At 41.5% G+C, this 16,138-nt stretch carries 13 protein-coding genes; 7 read left to right on the top strand and 6 right to left on the bottom strand.

Annotation, left to right across the window (positions count from 1 at the left end; all coding sequences use genetic code 11):
* Positions 1 to 27 precede the first annotated feature (27 nt).
* The 4 genes from J2743_RS00960 to J2743_RS00945 all read right to left on the bottom strand — a co-directional run bounded on the left by J2743_RS00960 (position 28) and on the right by J2743_RS00945 (position 4,587).
* Positions 28 to 423: an AAA family ATPase gene (locus tag J2743_RS00960; protein WP_209624477.1), complete on the bottom strand. Its 396-nt coding sequence runs from the start codon at positions 421 to 423 to the stop codon at positions 28 to 30.
* On the bottom strand, positions 420 to 1,247 hold the full coding sequence (locus J2743_RS00955) for a ParA family protein (RefSeq protein ID WP_209624475.1): 828 nt from the start codon (positions 1,245 to 1,247) through the stop codon (positions 420 to 422). Before J2743_RS00955 ends, J2743_RS00960 begins: the two co-directional genes overlap by 4 nt.
* A 171-nt stretch (positions 1,248 to 1,418) precedes the next feature.
* Complete coding sequence (locus J2743_RS00950; RefSeq protein WP_209624473.1) at positions 1,419 to 2,609, bottom strand: M24 family metallopeptidase; 1,191 nt, start codon at positions 2,607 to 2,609, stop codon at positions 1,419 to 1,421.
* A gap of 142 nt (positions 2,610 to 2,751) precedes the next feature.
* Positions 2,752 to 4,587 (bottom strand): threonine--tRNA ligase, encoded by a 1,836-nt coding sequence (locus tag J2743_RS00945; protein WP_209624471.1) that lies wholly within the window; start codon positions 4,585 to 4,587, stop codon positions 2,752 to 2,754.
* A 275-nt stretch (positions 4,588 to 4,862) separates the two neighbouring features.
* Between J2743_RS00945 and ilvD the strand changes: the two genes are divergently transcribed.
* From ilvD to J2743_RS00925, 4 genes are all read left to right on the top strand, one after another.
* Complete coding sequence (gene ilvD, locus J2743_RS00940) at positions 4,863 to 6,518, top strand: dihydroxy-acid dehydratase (RefSeq protein ID WP_209624469.1); 1,656 nt, start codon at positions 4,863 to 4,865, stop codon at positions 6,516 to 6,518.
* An 8-nt stretch (positions 6,519 to 6,526) separates the two neighbouring features.
* Complete coding sequence (locus tag J2743_RS00935) at positions 6,527 to 7,021, top strand: signal peptidase I (protein ID WP_209624467.1); 495 nt, start codon at positions 6,527 to 6,529, stop codon at positions 7,019 to 7,021.
* A gap of 73 nt (positions 7,022 to 7,094) precedes the next feature.
* Positions 7,095 to 8,789 (top strand): arginine--tRNA ligase, encoded by a 1,695-nt coding sequence (argS, locus tag J2743_RS00930; RefSeq protein WP_209624465.1) that lies wholly within the window; start codon positions 7,095 to 7,097, stop codon positions 8,787 to 8,789.
* Positions 8,790 to 8,998: 209 nt separating this feature from the next.
* On the top strand, positions 8,999 to 9,580 hold the full coding sequence (locus J2743_RS00925; protein ID WP_245247899.1) for a TetR/AcrR family transcriptional regulator: 582 nt from the start codon (positions 8,999 to 9,001) through the stop codon (positions 9,578 to 9,580).
* A gap of 127 nt (positions 9,581 to 9,707) precedes the next feature.
* Here J2743_RS00925 and argF read toward each other — a convergent pair whose 3' ends face one another.
* Together argF and purD are read right to left on the bottom strand one after the other, a co-directional pair.
* On the bottom strand, positions 9,708 to 10,610 hold the full coding sequence (gene argF / locus J2743_RS00920) for an ornithine carbamoyltransferase (protein ID WP_209624880.1): 903 nt from the start codon (positions 10,608 to 10,610) through the stop codon (positions 9,708 to 9,710).
* 478 nt (positions 10,611 to 11,088) lie between these two features.
* Positions 11,089 to 12,399 carry a phosphoribosylamine--glycine ligase gene (gene purD / locus J2743_RS00915; RefSeq protein WP_209624464.1) on the bottom strand — a complete coding sequence of 437 codons (1,311 nt, stop codon included), beginning with the start codon at positions 12,397 to 12,399 and terminating at the stop codon, positions 11,089 to 11,091.
* Between the two features lie 227 nt (positions 12,400 to 12,626).
* On the opposite strand from purD, the gene J2743_RS00910 reads away from it, so the two are divergent.
* The 3 genes from J2743_RS00910 to ilvC all read left to right on the top strand — a co-directional run bounded on the left by J2743_RS00910 (position 12,627) and on the right by ilvC (position 16,111).
* The gene (locus tag J2743_RS00910) at positions 12,627 to 14,363 is read left to right on the top strand and encodes an acetolactate synthase large subunit (RefSeq protein ID WP_209624461.1); all 1,737 of its coding nucleotides are present in this window, start codon (positions 12,627 to 12,629) and stop codon (positions 14,361 to 14,363) included.
* 2 nt (positions 14,364 to 14,365) lie between these two features.
* Positions 14,366 to 14,866, top strand: coding sequence for an acetolactate synthase small subunit (ilvN, locus tag J2743_RS00905; protein WP_209624459.1), 501 nt, complete (start codon positions 14,366 to 14,368; stop codon positions 14,864 to 14,866).
* A gap of 258 nt (positions 14,867 to 15,124) precedes the next feature.
* A complete protein-coding gene (gene ilvC, locus J2743_RS00900) occupies positions 15,125 to 16,111 on the top strand; it encodes a ketol-acid reductoisomerase (protein ID WP_209624457.1) in 987 nt (328 codons plus the stop codon).
* Positions 16,112 to 16,138 lie beyond the last annotated feature (27 nt).

The following is a 16,138-nucleotide window of genomic DNA, read 5'->3' as shown; positions in this document are numbered from 1 at the left end:
TTCTCGCCTCCGAAAAACATGATTTAACTAAAAATCTTCGTCTTCAAACATTTCCCAAATATCAGGATACTTTTGTTTTACTGCATCTTCAATTAGAGATGATGCCTCCTTGCTGATGCTGAAAGCCGGTGTGGTGTTCTTCAGGAACCTTAAAACTGCAGCTGATTTTGCAGACCACAATGAAATCCTAGGGTTACGACGAACCTCCAAAACCACCTCATCAATAATGATCTTATTTGGATCTTCCCGGGGTTTTTGCTTTTTTTTAGGCTTTTTCGACTGTTTAGAGGCAGTTTTTTGGGTAGTTTTCCTTTTTATTGGGGTTTTTTCGGTGATTTCATCCTTTTGTTCCGGTTGTTCTTTACGTATAAGGGCATCTAACCCCTTTCCCAGTGCACTTTCACCCTTTTTAGCAGGAGTCATTGGTTATCCTCCATCACCGAATATTTTGTATCATCAGTTGCATTCTCCTCAGCCACTGCCTCCCTTAATTCCAGTATTTCCAGAGCCAAATCCTTGTAAGCTTCACTACCAATACATTCTTCATCATAGATCACGCAGGGTTTGCCATGACTGGGTGCCTCAGCCAGCTTCACATTACGGGGAATGGTTGTTTTGAAAATGTATTCGGTGTCACCAAAGTATTGCACCACGTTCTGCAACACATCCCGACCTAACCGAGTCCTGGAATCGTATAAGGTGATTAATATACCTTTTATTGGTGATGGACTGTTTAAACGATTTTCAACCAGATTCATAGCATCCAATAAATCAGCCATTCCTTCTAAGGCATAAAATTCTGCCTGAATAGGGATGATTACGCTGTCAGCCGCCACCAAAGCGTTGATGGTTAAAATGCCCAGGGAAGGGGGCACATCCACCAGAATGTAATCGTAGGGTTCTGTCATGCCATCCATAGATTCTTTGAGTATGAATGGAAATCCAATGTCTTTACTGAGTTCTATTTCCGCCCCACTTAGTGAGATGTGGCTGGGAACCAGATCCAATCCCTTGATGTCTGTGGACACAATGGAATCATTGAGGGTTTCCTCTCCAGTTAATACTCTATAGGTTGAATTTTCCTCATTTTTCTCCACACCAAAGGCTGTGGTTGCATTGGCCTGCGGGTCCATGTCGATTACCAGAACTTTCTCACCTAAAAGAGCCATTGCCGTTGAAAGGTTAACTGCAGTGGTGGTTTTCCCACATCCCCCCTTCTGATTTAAAATCGCTATTATTTCCGCCATGATGATTCTCCTTGAATAAGTTGATTTTCTTATAAAAATAAGTTGATTTACTTATAAATTATAAGTTATCAAGTATAAGTTATAAGTTATAATATTTATAGTTTTACCAGTTTAAAGCATTAAAAAGCATGTTACAGTTTGAAAAAATCGCCAAACAAAAAATAAAAATAATCAGAAAACAGGGATTAAACCAGGATTAGTTCCAGTGATGCATTCCCCACCACGTGAGGTTACAATAAAAGTATTTTCAATCCCCACCATTCCAACATCTTTAATACCGTTTTTCGGCTCCACTGCAAATACCATGCCTTCCTGCAGGGGTTCATCGAATTTTTCTGCAATTACCGGAAGTTCATCTATCAGCAGGCCAATTCCATGCCCCAAAAACGTGACTTTACGGTCCTCAAAACCCATGAAATTTTCGAGGAATTCCTCATCAAGACTATCCATTATGTGCTTGTAAATTTCTGATGGTATATTCCCCGGTTTAAGCAACCTTGCTATCTCATTTTGTATTTCCACACATCTTTTGTGAACTTCAATAGCATGTTCAGGAAGTGGGCTTCCAAACATATAGGTCATGGTCTTATCAGTATTGTAACCGTCAACAGCACAACCCACATCCACAAATACCAGATCCCCATTTCTCAGTTTTCTCTCACGACTCCCTAAAACTGGAGCTGCTGGGCTTATACCTCGAGTTCCGCTGGCTCCATCAAAATATGTGGGGTAAATTGAACTGTCACCGAAACCAAGATGCCCCAATACCATCTCATTATCGAACATCCCAAAACGGGTTAAAGCATCATGCCCCTCTTTCACCAGGACTGAGAAGAGTTCAACGGCCAGATCAGCTTCGCTCATTCCCTCACGCAGCATTTCTGGTGTCAAGTCTTCCAAGACATGCTGATGGATTTTGCCACATTTTCGCATTAAAGAAAGTTCATAATCACTCTTAACTGCACGCACTGCAGCTAAATATGGATCAACCGCTTTAAATTCGTTAAAATTGAAATGTTTAGTGAAACGATGATACAGGGCCAGTGGCACCATTTCAGTTTCCAAGTATACAGTGTCGGGAAGAGTTTTGAAGTCATGACGAGCATCACGAAAACTTCTCATGGGCCTAATGGATGGAAATATGGATTCGTCTAGGGCACGGTGATAACTGCGTCTTACCCAGAAAGTGGGATCTTCATCTCGAGGTATGATGAGTATACCATCCTGCATAGTGCCGGTAAAATAGTACAGGTTAATTTTACCGAAAATAACTGCCATTTCCCAGTCTGGATTGGATGATGACATCAACTCCTTAAAACGTGTCATCCTAGTTTCCATTTCAGATAAGGGAGTTTTTTCCATTTATTAACCTCATTTAGTTTTTTACGTCCAATTAAACCATATAAACTTTTCATATAATATTTAACCGCTTTAGATGACTTAATTGAACCACTCTGATGCAATTTTTTAAAAATCTGAAATCTATTATCAGAAATTTGATCTTTTAGAATGCAACTCGTTTGGATAGTTTCACTGGCAGTGGCAGGGGTCTGAATGGCATCGTTTTGGTTTCAAGGTTTATGACATCAATAAGTTCCTGCACCCCCATTGACACCTTTTGGCCTGTTTCACGTACCGTAACTGTAAGTTCAGAACCTTCCATTTCCCTATCCCCTATTACAACCACGAATGGCACCCATTCTCCGCCTGCATTCCTGATTTTCTTACCAACTGTTTCTGGCCTGTCATCCACATCCACCCTGATTTTAGCATCTTGAAGTTCACTTGCCAGATTCTGGGCAAATTCCATATGCCTCTCAGCAATGGGTATAACTCGCACCTGGGTGGGTGCCAGCCACAATGGGAACATTGGAACTTTTTCCTTCATGTCCATGGCTGATTTTTCCAGTAAACTACAAATAACACGTTCTATACTTCCAGTTGGGCTGCAATGCAGTATGAGAGGATGATGTTCCTTCTCTTCAGAGTCAATATAAGTGATTCCAAATCTTTCTCCACTTTCAACATCTATCTGGATGGTGGGATTTTCTATGGGCCTTCCCAGCGCATCAATGGCTGCAAAATCCATTTTACATATCCAGTAATGTTTACGTTTGGGTAAAATTTCCATGAGAACTGATTTGCCAATCATGGCTGCTGCCCTGTTGATCCATTCCCGGTTATCTTCCATGAAATCTGCAGTTGCCCGGAAGATAACCTCGTAATTCACATTCAGGTCATCTCCAGTGCCTTTGCACATTTCAATCTGACCTTCAAATTCCTGGAGAGACTGTTCCATATCTGCACACACGGTGTGCAGGTCTGGCATGGTGAATCCTCGAAGCCTTTTCAGGCCCACAACTTCTCCCTTTTTCTCCAGACGGAAACTATAGGTTGAAAGCTCGTACATCCCAACTGGAAGATTTTTCCAGGTTAAAAATGAGTCTGCCAGAATTCTGAATGCTCCGAAACAGGCTGCAAACCTGAGCATAAGATCCTTTTTACCACTGGTCATACGGTACTGTCGTTCCCCGAATTTTTCAGCGTGCACCCGAATGGCTTCATCTGCCAGATCATACATGATGGGCGTTTCTACAGGCATGGCACCCCGGTCAGTTACCAGGGTGTAAACATAATCAGACAGGAGGTCTCGGATAAGCCTACCTTTCGGATACCATCTGAGATGGCCCACGTCGGCTGATGGCTCATAATCTGCCAGTTTTTTTTCCCGCATGAGTTTCACGTGGGGTGGTTCTTCTCCAGTGGATTTGCCAACCCCCAGCTCATAATCCACCAGTTTTTCGAGATCTTCATTGTCAAAATTGAATTTTTCAATGTCGAAAAATTCTCCATCTTTCAGGATATAAAACTCTGATTCTTCGCAGTCAGAAGTTTCATCAATCTCTTCATCAAATGACTCTGCGGATATATTTCGAGATAATTCAGATAGTGGGTGTCCTTTACAGGATATTTCAAAGGATTTATACCATCCAAATGGCGCCCTGCCAACATTCAAATTTTCCATCACCAATTTTGATTCCATTTTTGTGAGAATGTCCTTTGCAATGGCAGGTGAACCTAAAGACGAACTTAAATGGGCGTATGGATATATTACGATGTTATCTGCTTTAACCTTGGCGGATACATCCATTACTTCTTTCACCGCGTTTTGAACCACTGCATCAGGATTTTTTTCATCTTCCTTCTCTACAGCAGTGAAAACCACTAAAGCATTGTCAAATTCGCCTTTTTTCTTTTCATCGTTTATTTTCTCTGCTATTCTTGTTTTGGATTTGGTCTGGTACTTCAAATGATCAGAATGAATCAAAAGTATGCGCATAATTTTCACCCATAATGAACTTAGTTAATCACAATGTTTAATTACAATTTAGTCAATATCAGTGTACTCTAGAAAATATAAGTTCTGTCATGATGTTATTTATAAGCTATTTCTTTTAACAACTATTCCATAATTTTTAACTAGTAAAAGCAGTAGGTGTAGATCTTTTCCTTAAAAGAGATAGCATTTAAAAGATGCCGAACATATCATTATACTAATATAAAATCCACTTAAAGTTTACAAGTTTTATTAATTTTATAATCACAGGTGATAGGATGAGAAGTGATAAGATAAAAAAGGGGATGCAAAGAGCCCCTCACCGTTCCCTTCTTAGGGCTTGCGGTGTGACTGATGCTGAAATGGAAAGACCCTTTATAGGGGTTGCCAACAGTTATACTGACATCGTCCCAGGACATATTCATTTAAAACATGTCGCTGAAGCGGTTAAACTTGGAATCAGCCAGGCGGGAGGCGTTCCTTTTGAATTTAGTACCATGGCTATTTGTGATGGTATTGCCATGAATCATGACGGAATGCGTTATTCACTGGCCAGTCGTGAAATCGTGGCAGACACTGTAGAGAGCATGGCCCAGGCTCACAGTCTGGATGCTCTGGTTCTTTTACCCACCTGTGATAAAATCGTTCCAGGTATGTTAATGGCCGCAGCCCGTCTGGACATACCATCCATAGTAGTTACTGGCGGACCCATGCTCCCTGGAGAATACAATGGTGAAGCAGTGGATCTGATCAATGTTTTCGAAGCAGTTGGGAAAGTTTCTGCTGGAAAAATGAGTGAATCCGATTTAAATGAATTGGAACATTGTGCTTGCCCAGGAGCCGGATCATGTGCCGGTCTTTTCACTGCCAACAGCATGGCCTGTCTAACTGAAGCCATGGGGATGAGTTTACCCTACTGTGCCACCACCCACGCAGTTGACTCCAAAAAGATCCAAATGGCCCGGGAGTCTGGAGAGAAAATTATGGAACTGGTGGAAAAAAACATCACCCCCTCCATGATCATGACCCAGGAAGCATTCTACAACGCGGTAGTGGTAGATCTGGCATTGGGTGGATCCAGTAACACCACATTACACTTACCAGCCATAGCCCATGAACTGATTGATAAAGGTGTTGAAGTTAATTTAGACCTTTTCGATCGTCTCAGCCGTGAAATTCCACATTTAGCTGCAATCAGTCCCTCAGGTGAACATACCATGCTGGACCTTGACAAAGCGGGAGGTATACCTGGAGTTTTGAAGGTTTTAGGAGATAAAATCATTGGGGAAAACATCACCTGCACCGGATCCACTCTACATGATAACATTGCCCAAGCCAGAGTACGGGACAGTTCTGTTATAAGGCCAATGGACAATCCTGTACACCCCGAAGGAGGCATTGCAATTCTTAAGGGCAATTTAGCTCCTAAAGGTTCGGTTGTAAAACAAGCTGCCGTAAGTGAGGATATGTTAACCCATGAAGGCCCTGCAAAAGTCTACAACAGTGAAGAAGAGTGTGTGAAAGCCATCCATCAGGGCAATATAACAGAAGGGGACGTAATCATTATTCGTTACGAAGGACCCCAGGGTGGCCCGGGTATGAGGGAAATGCTTAACCCTACTTCTGCCCTATCCGGGATCGGACTCAGTTCCGTGGCTCTTGTGACTGATGGAAGATTTTCTGGAGGAACCAGAGGACCGTGTGTTGGCCATGTTTCCCCAGAAGCCATGGCTAACGGACCTATTGCTGCAGTTGAAAATGGAGACTTGATAGTGATAGACATACCCCAGAGAAAACTGGAACTGAAAGTAGAGGAAGATGAAATTCAAAGAAGGCTTGAAAATGTCAACCATCCTGAAAAACGGCTGAAAGGTTGGTTGGCACGTTACAGTAAACTTACAAGTTCTGCAGATGAAGGAGCTATCTTAAAATAGGTGGTTAAATGGGCAAACGACGTAAAGTTAGTCAAAAAAACGTGAAAGCAGATTCTAATCCTGCTGAAGAAGAAAAGTCCAGTTTGGGGCGGGAAATAATCACCTACATTGTCATCATATTAGTGGGAATAATACTAGCCCAACACTTGAACGTGGTTGTATCCGGGAGTATGGAACCGGTATTCTATCGGGGAGATGTGGTGGTAATCGAAAAAACTGACTTCCTAGGTTTTCAGGAAGTAAGCCCTTCAGACCTTAAAGTAGGAGATATCATCATATACCATGCTACCTGGTTCCCAGAACCTGTTATTCATCGTATTATTAACATACAGAAAGGATCAGATGGAGAAACATATTTTGTTACCAAGGGAGATAACAATCCTCAGGCAGATCCCGCCCTGGTTTCCACATCCCAGGTCCAGGCCAAAGTGGTGAGTATAGGTAACCAACCACTGGTAATTCCCAAAATAGGTTACATTACACTATGGATCCGTGGACTTTAATCCACGGATGTATTATTCGTTTTAATGAAATCTGCATCTTGATCAATTAATTCAAACTCATAAAGGTGAATCTATGTACAGAATGCTGGAAAAGAATGCTGCCAGTTCAGTGGAAAAAGCAATAAAATCCCTTGAGTGGGGAGATATTAAAGAAATAAAGTTTGAAGAACCACCCCAACGCGATATGGGTGATTTAGCCACTTCAGTGGCATTTCAGTTAGCAGGGAAACTTAAAAAATCTCCAGTTGAGATTGCTCAAAAATTAGAAGAGGTTTTAGAAGTTAAATCTCCATTTGAAAGAGTTAAATCCACTGGCCCCTACTTGAACTTTTATTTAAATCCTGAAATATTTTCAAAAATGGTTTTAGAATCTGTGAAAGAAGATTATGGCTCACTGGAAGATAAGAATGAGAAAGTGATCCTGGAACATACCTCAGCCAATCCTAACGGCCCTTTACATATTGGTCATATCCGAAATGCCATTATTGGAGATTCTTTATCACGCATTCTCAAGGCAGCTGGTTTTCAGGTGGAAACCCAGTACTACGTCAACGACATGGGCAGGCAGATAGCCATGATTGTATGGGGATTGCAAAACCTCAACTACAACCTAGACCCAGATGAAAAACCAGATGTAGAAATAGGAAAACTGTATTTCCAGGTCAACCAAGAGTTAAAAAAGAATCCTGAGATTAAAAACCAAGTAAGTGCGATTCTGAAAACCTATGAAGAGGAAAATCCGGTTGAACTGGAAGCCAAGTTTAAAAATGTGGTCAAACAGTGTTTGGAAGGAATAAAAGAAACTTCACAACGTCTGCACATCACCCATGACCGTTTCGTCTGGGAAAGTCAGTTCATCAGGGATGGATCAGTGGATAGAATTCTGGAAACTCTGAAGAACCACACCAGCCATAATGATGTTTTGTACCTGGATCTTACTGATTATGGTATTGAAAAAGAGTTAATACTAACCCGTTCTGACGGAACCTCCCTTTACACTACCCGTGATCTGGCTTATCATCTCCAGAAATCGGAACAATCTGATGTGGTGGTTGATGTTCTTGGTTCAGATCACAAACTGGCTGTTGACCAGCTTAAAATTGCATTGGGACTTTTAGGAGGGAAAACCCCTGAGGTTATTTTCTATGAGTTCATTACTCTTCCTGAAGGATCTATGTCCACCCGAAGGGGAGTATTCATCAGTGTGGACCAACTAATGGACGAGGCATTCACAAGGGCTATTGATGAATTAACAGAACGAAGACCAGAATTAACAGAACAGCTCTCCACTGAAATCGCTGAAATAATAGGCATAGGAGCTATTCGCTATTTCATAGCACGACTTTCACCAGAAAAACATTTAGTGTTTAAATGGGATGAAGCATTAAGTTTTGAGAGAGGATGCGCATCCATACAGTATGCCCATGCCCGGGCCTGTAAATTACTGGAAAAAGCCGGCACCCCTGATTTGTCCCCGATAGAACTCGATGATTTGAACTTCCAGGATCTAGATACACTTGAAATTGACCTCCTGAAAACCATAGCCAAATTCAGTAGCATCGTCGAAAACGCAGCCCAAGAACTTAGAGTCCACCCCATAGCCCAGTACGCCATGGAAATCGCTGGAGCATTCAACAAATTCTATAAATCGGTTCCAGTTCTTGAATCTGAGAAAGAAATGTTAAGATTGGTATTGGTGGATAAGTCAAGAATTACAATTCGAAACTGCCTAGATTTGCTGGGAATAGACGCTCCTGTTTCAATGTAGCACTATTACCTGGATTCCAAAAATTAATACAAAAAATATCCCCGGAAATGTCTTAAAACATTTATAAATACTACTACACAAAATACTATTAATGATATTTCTGATGTTTTATAAAACTTATTTCATCTAATACTAGGTAGGGTACTGCTTTCAACCCTGTCCGTTGTAGATGTTTTATAAAATTTACTTCATCTAAAAATGAAAACTCAATGAGAAAAAAAGAAAAGGATCGTATCGTTATAATGTCTGCTGAAACTGAACAAAAAATTTTAGACGCTGCCCTGCATGTTTTTTCCAAAAATGGATATGTTGGAGCAAGAACCCGTATGATTGCCAAAGAATCCGGTTTCACGGAGATGACTTTGTTCCGGAAATTCGAAACAAAAGAAAATCTCTTTAATCAGGTTTTAATAACAAACCGGGAAAGGTTAGTGAAAGATTTTGATTCTTTACTGGCCCCATATGATGCTGAAGATCCCAAAGTTCATTTTAAGACATTGATAATGAATCTTATGAATATGATGGATAAAAACTTTGAATTCGTTAATATAATAATCTACGAAAGGGAAAGGGTTTCACATTCGGTTACTAAAAGATTCGTTGCTCACCTTGCCCAGTATCTAGAAAAAACGTTTCCCCGTCCAAATTTAGATTACAGCATGCTGTCTTTTACGATTTTAAGTTTCCTCTTTTTCATTATTTTCAATAAAAAAATTGGAGACAACTCTTTTAAGGTTGAAGGTCCTGTTGAAGAGTTTATCAAATATCATTCCCACTGTTTACGACTGTAACAGTAGAATAATAGTAAAAATAGTATTTCCCCCTTTTTTTAATTTATTTTAATCCATCTAATTTATTTTTTAAAAAGTTTATACTCCCATTTCCCTCTTCAAATCGCTTAATCTGTTTTTGGAAAAATTAGCCTATAAGCCAGTTTAAAATGGCTTTTTGAACGTGTAAACGGTTCTCAGCCTGGTCCCATACCGCAGATTGTGGTCCGTTTAAGACTTCTTCCGTTATTTCCTGACCCCTGATAGCAGGCAGACAATGCAAAACCATGGCTTCAGGATCTGCTAGATCCAAAATGTCCTGGTTAACCTGATAACCCTGTAAATCCCTTACTCTCTGGGTCTCTTCAATTTCATCCCCCATACTAACCCAGACATCAGTGTAGATCACATTCACAGCATCCACAGCTTCCCGGACATTGTTGGTGACTTTGATGGTTGATCCAGATTCTTTAGCCACTTTTTTAGCTTCTTTTAAGATTATGGAGTCCGGTTCGTAGTTAGGGGGGCAGGCTACAGTGAAATCCATCCCTACCATGGCTGTAGCCAGTAAAAGGGAGTTGCAAACATTGTTACCATCACCCATGAAGGTCATTTGAAGGTCTAAAGTATTTTTCCGCTCCTGAATGGTGAAAATATCCGTGAAAGCCTGGCAAGGATGTTCAAGGTTGGTTAAACCGTTTATCACCGGCACATCTGCGTATCGGGCAAATTGAAGCACATCATCATGTTCACGTGCCCTGATCATAATGCCATCAACGTATCGACTCATGGCCCGGGCTGTGTCATCGATAATCTCTCCCCTACCCAATTGAAGGTCAGAAGCTGATAAATAGAGAGGATAACCCCCTAACTGATACATGCCAACTTCGAAAGATATGCGGGTTCGAGTGGAAGATTTTTCAAAAACCATGGCAAGAGATTTGCCACTTAATGGTTTTTCAGGACCCTGACCTTTTTTAAACTGCTCGGCTTTCTTCAGTATATCCCATACATGATCTCGTGCGTCTAACGCGGATAAAAGGTTTCTCATAGCCTCATCCCTTACAATCGTTGTCATATTATCTGAAATATGAATTAAAAATTTTATATGAACGGTGCCACTTGAATTAACACCTAGTTGAGTATTACTTTACTTATTTTTTTGAAGGAAGTTGTAATATCTACTTGTACCTTTACTTAAAGTTTATGAAAAAGCTATCACTCAACCAAATTCACGTTTGTAAACTCTTTTGATGGTTTCAAGCTGTTTTTCACATTTTTTTAGTTTTTCTTCATCTTTAATTGTTTCTTCAACATTTAGAATTCATTCATCACGATATTTCTGGGATTGGTTACTAAAACTATTTACCAGACGTTTTTGGGCTTCCTTTGCCACTTTTTCGTGTTCAAGGAGGGATAGTTACCTTCATCAATACAAGATTTTGACTGATTAAAAAGCTAAGATAGACCTTCACTGATCTGGTCATTGGCCCGCCCTGAATTTAATTAAACATTTGAATGAAGTTCGATTATCCACTAATTTCCTTCATATGCTGGATACGCTTTTCAATGAGTTCATTGGTCCCCACATCACTGCGATGATACAAATCTCCCTGTACATATTTTGTGGCCCTTTCACATCTTTCTTCAGCATCTTGTATGCTGTTCGCAGCAGTTACTACAGCCAAAGCTCGAGATCCAGTGGTTAAAACCTTATTATTCTTCTGATTTACTGCAGCGTAGAAAACCATTCCACCTTCGGCTTCTATTTTTTCTTCATCCACCCGTATGGGTTGACCTGCTTTTCCACTCTCAGGATACCCCTTAGGCACTAAATACTTACAAACTGTTGCTTGCGGATGGAACTGGGCTTTTTTCAGATTTCCATCAACTACACCCTGGCAAAGTTCAACCATACTGGTTTCCAGAAGTGGAAGAACATTCATGGCTTCAGGGTCTCCAAAACGGGCATTGTATTCCACCAGGCGGGGTCCATCCCGACAGAGCATGAACTGACCGTAAAGCACTCCTTTATAGGGATTTCCCTCTTTTTTAACCGCTTTTATGGTTTTTTCCATGACTTTAACCGACGCATCATAGTTTTTCTGATCCAAAAATGGCAATAAGCCGTTTTTTTCAGAGTATGATCCCATTCCACCAGTGATGGGTCCCTGGTCACCTTCATAGGCATGTGGATGATCCTGGACTGCAGGCATGGGCACCAGATTGTCTCCGTCTACCATGGCCTGTACTGTGAATTCTTCTCCCAGCAAACGTTCTTCAATAACCACACTGGCGTGTCCCCCAATTTTATTATTTATTATCTTTTTTACGTAAGTTTTAGCATCTTCAGAGTCTTTAAGATGTTCTCCTACGATTTTAACACCTTTACCCCCAGTTAAACCTACAGGTTTTACTACAACGTCCTCTCCAAAGTCATCGATGAAATCCCCAGCATCTTTTAGATTGTCAAATACTCCATAGGCTATAGACCCAGGAATTTTATGTTCTTCAAAAAGATCCCTCATGAATGCCTTGTCAGTCTCGATCCGGGCAGCTTGACTGGTTGGTCCCACACAGGGAATTCCGGCCTCCTGGAGCGTGTCCACAATACCGTGTTCTAAAGGTGCTTCTGGTCCGATTACGGCCATTTCCACCCTCATTTTAAGGGCGTGTTCTTTTACTCCTTCAATATCCATTTCACTTCCAATCTTAAATTGGGAAATTCGAGCTATTCCCGGGTTTTGGTTGCTCATTATAGAATAAAGTTCAGCTTCTTCATGCAACGCCTGGCAAATGGCGTGTTCCCTTGCTCCAGTTCCTACCACCAGAATCTTCATATTAATAATCCTCCATTGTATCCTAGTTAAACATCTTTAATTTCACACATATATTCCTGTCTTTTTTATGCACTAGTTCAGATTGTAGCCTTCATGAGAAAGTCATAATCTTACATGAAAATACATATACCATGAAAAGTAAAACCGGCATATAAGTAAAATTATGTCATGGATTTTTTTTCTATTGCCATGAACTTTTGTAAAACGAAACACAAATGGTGTTAAAAATGAAAGGCAGTCAAGCCATAATTAAGTCACTAACCGATGAGGGAGTGGACGTAGTCTTCGGATATCCTGGAGGAGTTCTACTCCCCTTGTACGATGTAATCTACGATTCAGATCTCAAACACATACTAGTAAGACACGAACAGTGTGCGGCCCATGCAGCAGATGGATATGCTCGGGCTTCAGGCAAAGTAGGTGTCTGCATAGGTACCTCTGGTCCCGGTGCCACTAACCTGGTAACCGGCATAGCCACCGCATACATGGATTCAGCTCCTATTGTAGCTCTGGCAGGACAGGTAGGTACTTCTATGATTGGTAATGACGCTTTTCAGGAAGTAGATACCATCGGCATGACCATGCCCATTAGCAAACACAATTATCAGGCCATGGGTGCATCAGAAATTCCTCAGATGATAAGATCATCCTTTTACATAGCCAGAACCGGAAGACCCGGGCCTGTGGTGGTGGATCTTCCTAAAGATGTTCAGGAAGGAGAATTAGATTACCCTGAAAACATAACCATTGATCTACCCGGGTACAAGCCCACCAAAAAAGGACATCCCCTCCAGGTGAAAAAAGCATCTGAACTTATATTGAAATCTAAAAAACCGGTGATACTTGCCGGTGGCGGAATAATTCATTCTGAATCATCGAAAGAGCTTCAACATCTATCAGAATTGATTGGAGCTCCAGTTACCACCACTTTAATGGGTAAAGGCTGTTTCCCAGAGGACCATCCTTTAGCCTTAGGTATGCTGGGAATGCACGGGCGTGTGGCATCCAACATGATAGTGGATGAGTGTGACTGCCTCATTGCTGTAGGTTGTCGGTTTTCAGACCGTACCACTGGAGATGTGACCAAATTCGCCCCTAATGCTAAAGTGATTCATATTGACGTGGACCCGGCCGAGATTGGGAAAAATGTGGCTGTGGATTTACCCATTGTGGGTGATGCTAAGATCATCCTCTCCCATCTTGTGCGGGTGATATCCCAGACTAAAGACCAGGGCCCCCCTGACTGGGTGGATTATGTTAAGAGTTTCCGTGCCAGTTGCATGCCACGAATTTCATTTGATGATGTTCCTTTAAAACCTCAACAGGTTATAAAGGAAATATCTGAAGCAGTTACTGATGACACCATCCTCACCACGGATGTTGGTCAGAACCAGATGTGGATGGCCCATTATTTCACCTCCATGAATCCCCGAAAATTCCTATCATCAGGAGGTCTGGGAACCATGGGATTCGGATTCCCATCCGCCATGGGGGCAAAGGTGGCCATGCCAGATAATGACGTGGTAGCGGTTTGTGGAGATGGGGGTTTTTTAATGGTCTGCCAAGATCTGGCCACTGTTAAAGAATATGACATCCCCGTGGTGGTTTGTGTACTGGACAACCGGTATCTGGGAATGGTGGCCCAGTGGCAAAAATTATTCTATGATGAACGTATTTCCCATACCAAACTCAAAGCCATGCCTGACTTTGTTAAACTGGCCGAATCATTTGGAGTTGGTGCTTACCGTGTTGAACGTCCAGGTGAGATGAAAGAAACACTCCAAGAGGCCTTAAAATCTGGAGAGCCCAGTCTGATTGATGTTATGATCGATCCTGACGAAATTCTTCCCATGGTGCCACCAGGATGTGGTATAACCGAGATTGTGGGAGAATATAAGGTTGAACGGGAAAATCCAAATGAAATACCCTACCGGCCCTCTGCCCAGGAAACTGGAGGTGACTAAAAATGGATGAGCAACGGAATCATATCATAAGTGCTCTTGTAATGCACCGACCCGGTGTATTACAGCGTGTTGCTGGTCTTTTCACCCGTCGAGGTTTCAACATCGACAGTATCACTGTTGGTCCCTCAGAACAGGACGGATTGGCGCGTATGACCATCATCTCTACCGGTGATGAAAGGGTTCTGGAACAGATTACCAAGCAACTGAACAAGATCATCGAAGTGATTAAAGTCCGGGACCTGGATGCAGAAGGTACAGTGACCAGGGAATTGTGCCTGATCAAGACCCATGCCACTTCTGAAAGGGCCCGTTCAGAGATCATTCAGTATGCCAACATATTCCGGGGAAGAATCGTTGATGTGGGGCCTGAAAATCTCACACTGGAGATCACAGGAACACCTGAAAAAATAGACGCTCTTATAGACCTTCTTAAGAGTTATGGTATTAAAGAAATTGCCCGTACAGGTCCAACCGCCATATCAAGAGGTTCAAAAACTATTTAAGAGTTTAAATAGACGAAGTCCTCTTTTCTATTTTTTTACAGCCAATTTACGATCAAAAGTTGCTACCGTGATTTTTATTCTAAAATATTTGATTTCATTACGGTATTTTAGATTTTAAGAGCATTTTATCCCCAGTTTTTCAGGGTAAACTTTATTAATGAAATTCCAACAATTATTAGACATAGCGATTTGAGGTAAAAGTATTTCTTATAACCCCGAAACGGTATTTCTTTTCAATTTTAAAAGAGGTGACCTTATATGAAGATTTATTATGAAAAAGATGTGAATATGGATGTACTTAAGGATAAAACCGTAGCCGTTATAGGATACGGAAGTCAGGGAATGGCCCAATCCCGAAACATGGCCGATAGTGGGTTAGATGTTATTGTAGGACTTAGGAAAGGCGGTGACTCATGGGAAACTGCAATTGAACATGATATGCCAGTTATGACTGTTGAAGCAGCGTCCAAAGAAGCGGATGTTATTCATATACTCATTCCAGATGAGATACAGGCCCAGGTTTACGAAAAAAACATCAAAGATGGTATTAAAGAGGGAAACACCATAAGCTTCTCCCACGGATACAACATTCACTATCAGTACATAAAACCACCAAAAAATGTCAATATTACCATGATAGCACCTAAAGGGCCTGGTTCCACAGTCAGACAACAATATTTAGATGGATTTGGTGTTCCTGGATTAGTAGCTGTGGAACAAGATTACACTGGTGATGCTCTGCAGATTGCTCTGGCCATGGGCCAGGGAAGCGGCCTCACCCGTGCAGGTGTTCTGGAAACTACTTTTAAAGAAGAGACCGAAACCGATCTCTTCGGAGAACAGGCCGTACTATGTGGAGGGGCCACTGAACTCATCAAAGCAGGTTTCCAGACCCTGGTGGAAGCTGGTTACCAGCCAGAAGTGGCGTACTTTGAAACCTGCCACGAACTCAAATTAATTGTAGATCTGATATACCAGAAAGGCTTCGCTGGCATGTGGAATGATGTGAGTAACACCGCAGAATTCGGAGGCCTGACCCGTAGAGATAGAGTTATAACCGAAGAATCCAGGAAAGAAATGAAACAAATCTTGAAAGAGATTCAGACTGGTAAGTTCGCTAAAGAATGGGCTATTGAGAACCAGGCGGGTCGACCTCAGCTTAACAGGATGCGTGCCATTGAAAGTGAACTGGAAATTGAAAAAAAGGGTAAAAAACTGCGGAAACTTTGCGGTTTAGAAGAATAACCCTTCTATTATTTTTTTATTCCCAAT

It is taken from the genome of Methanobacterium petrolearium, from assembly GCF_017873625.1.
Taxonomy (GTDB): domain Archaea; phylum Methanobacteriota; class Methanobacteria; order Methanobacteriales; family Methanobacteriaceae; genus Methanobacterium; species Methanobacterium petrolearium.
Note: the sequence above shows the minus strand (reverse complement) of the source record. Positions and strands in the feature narration are given on the sequence as shown.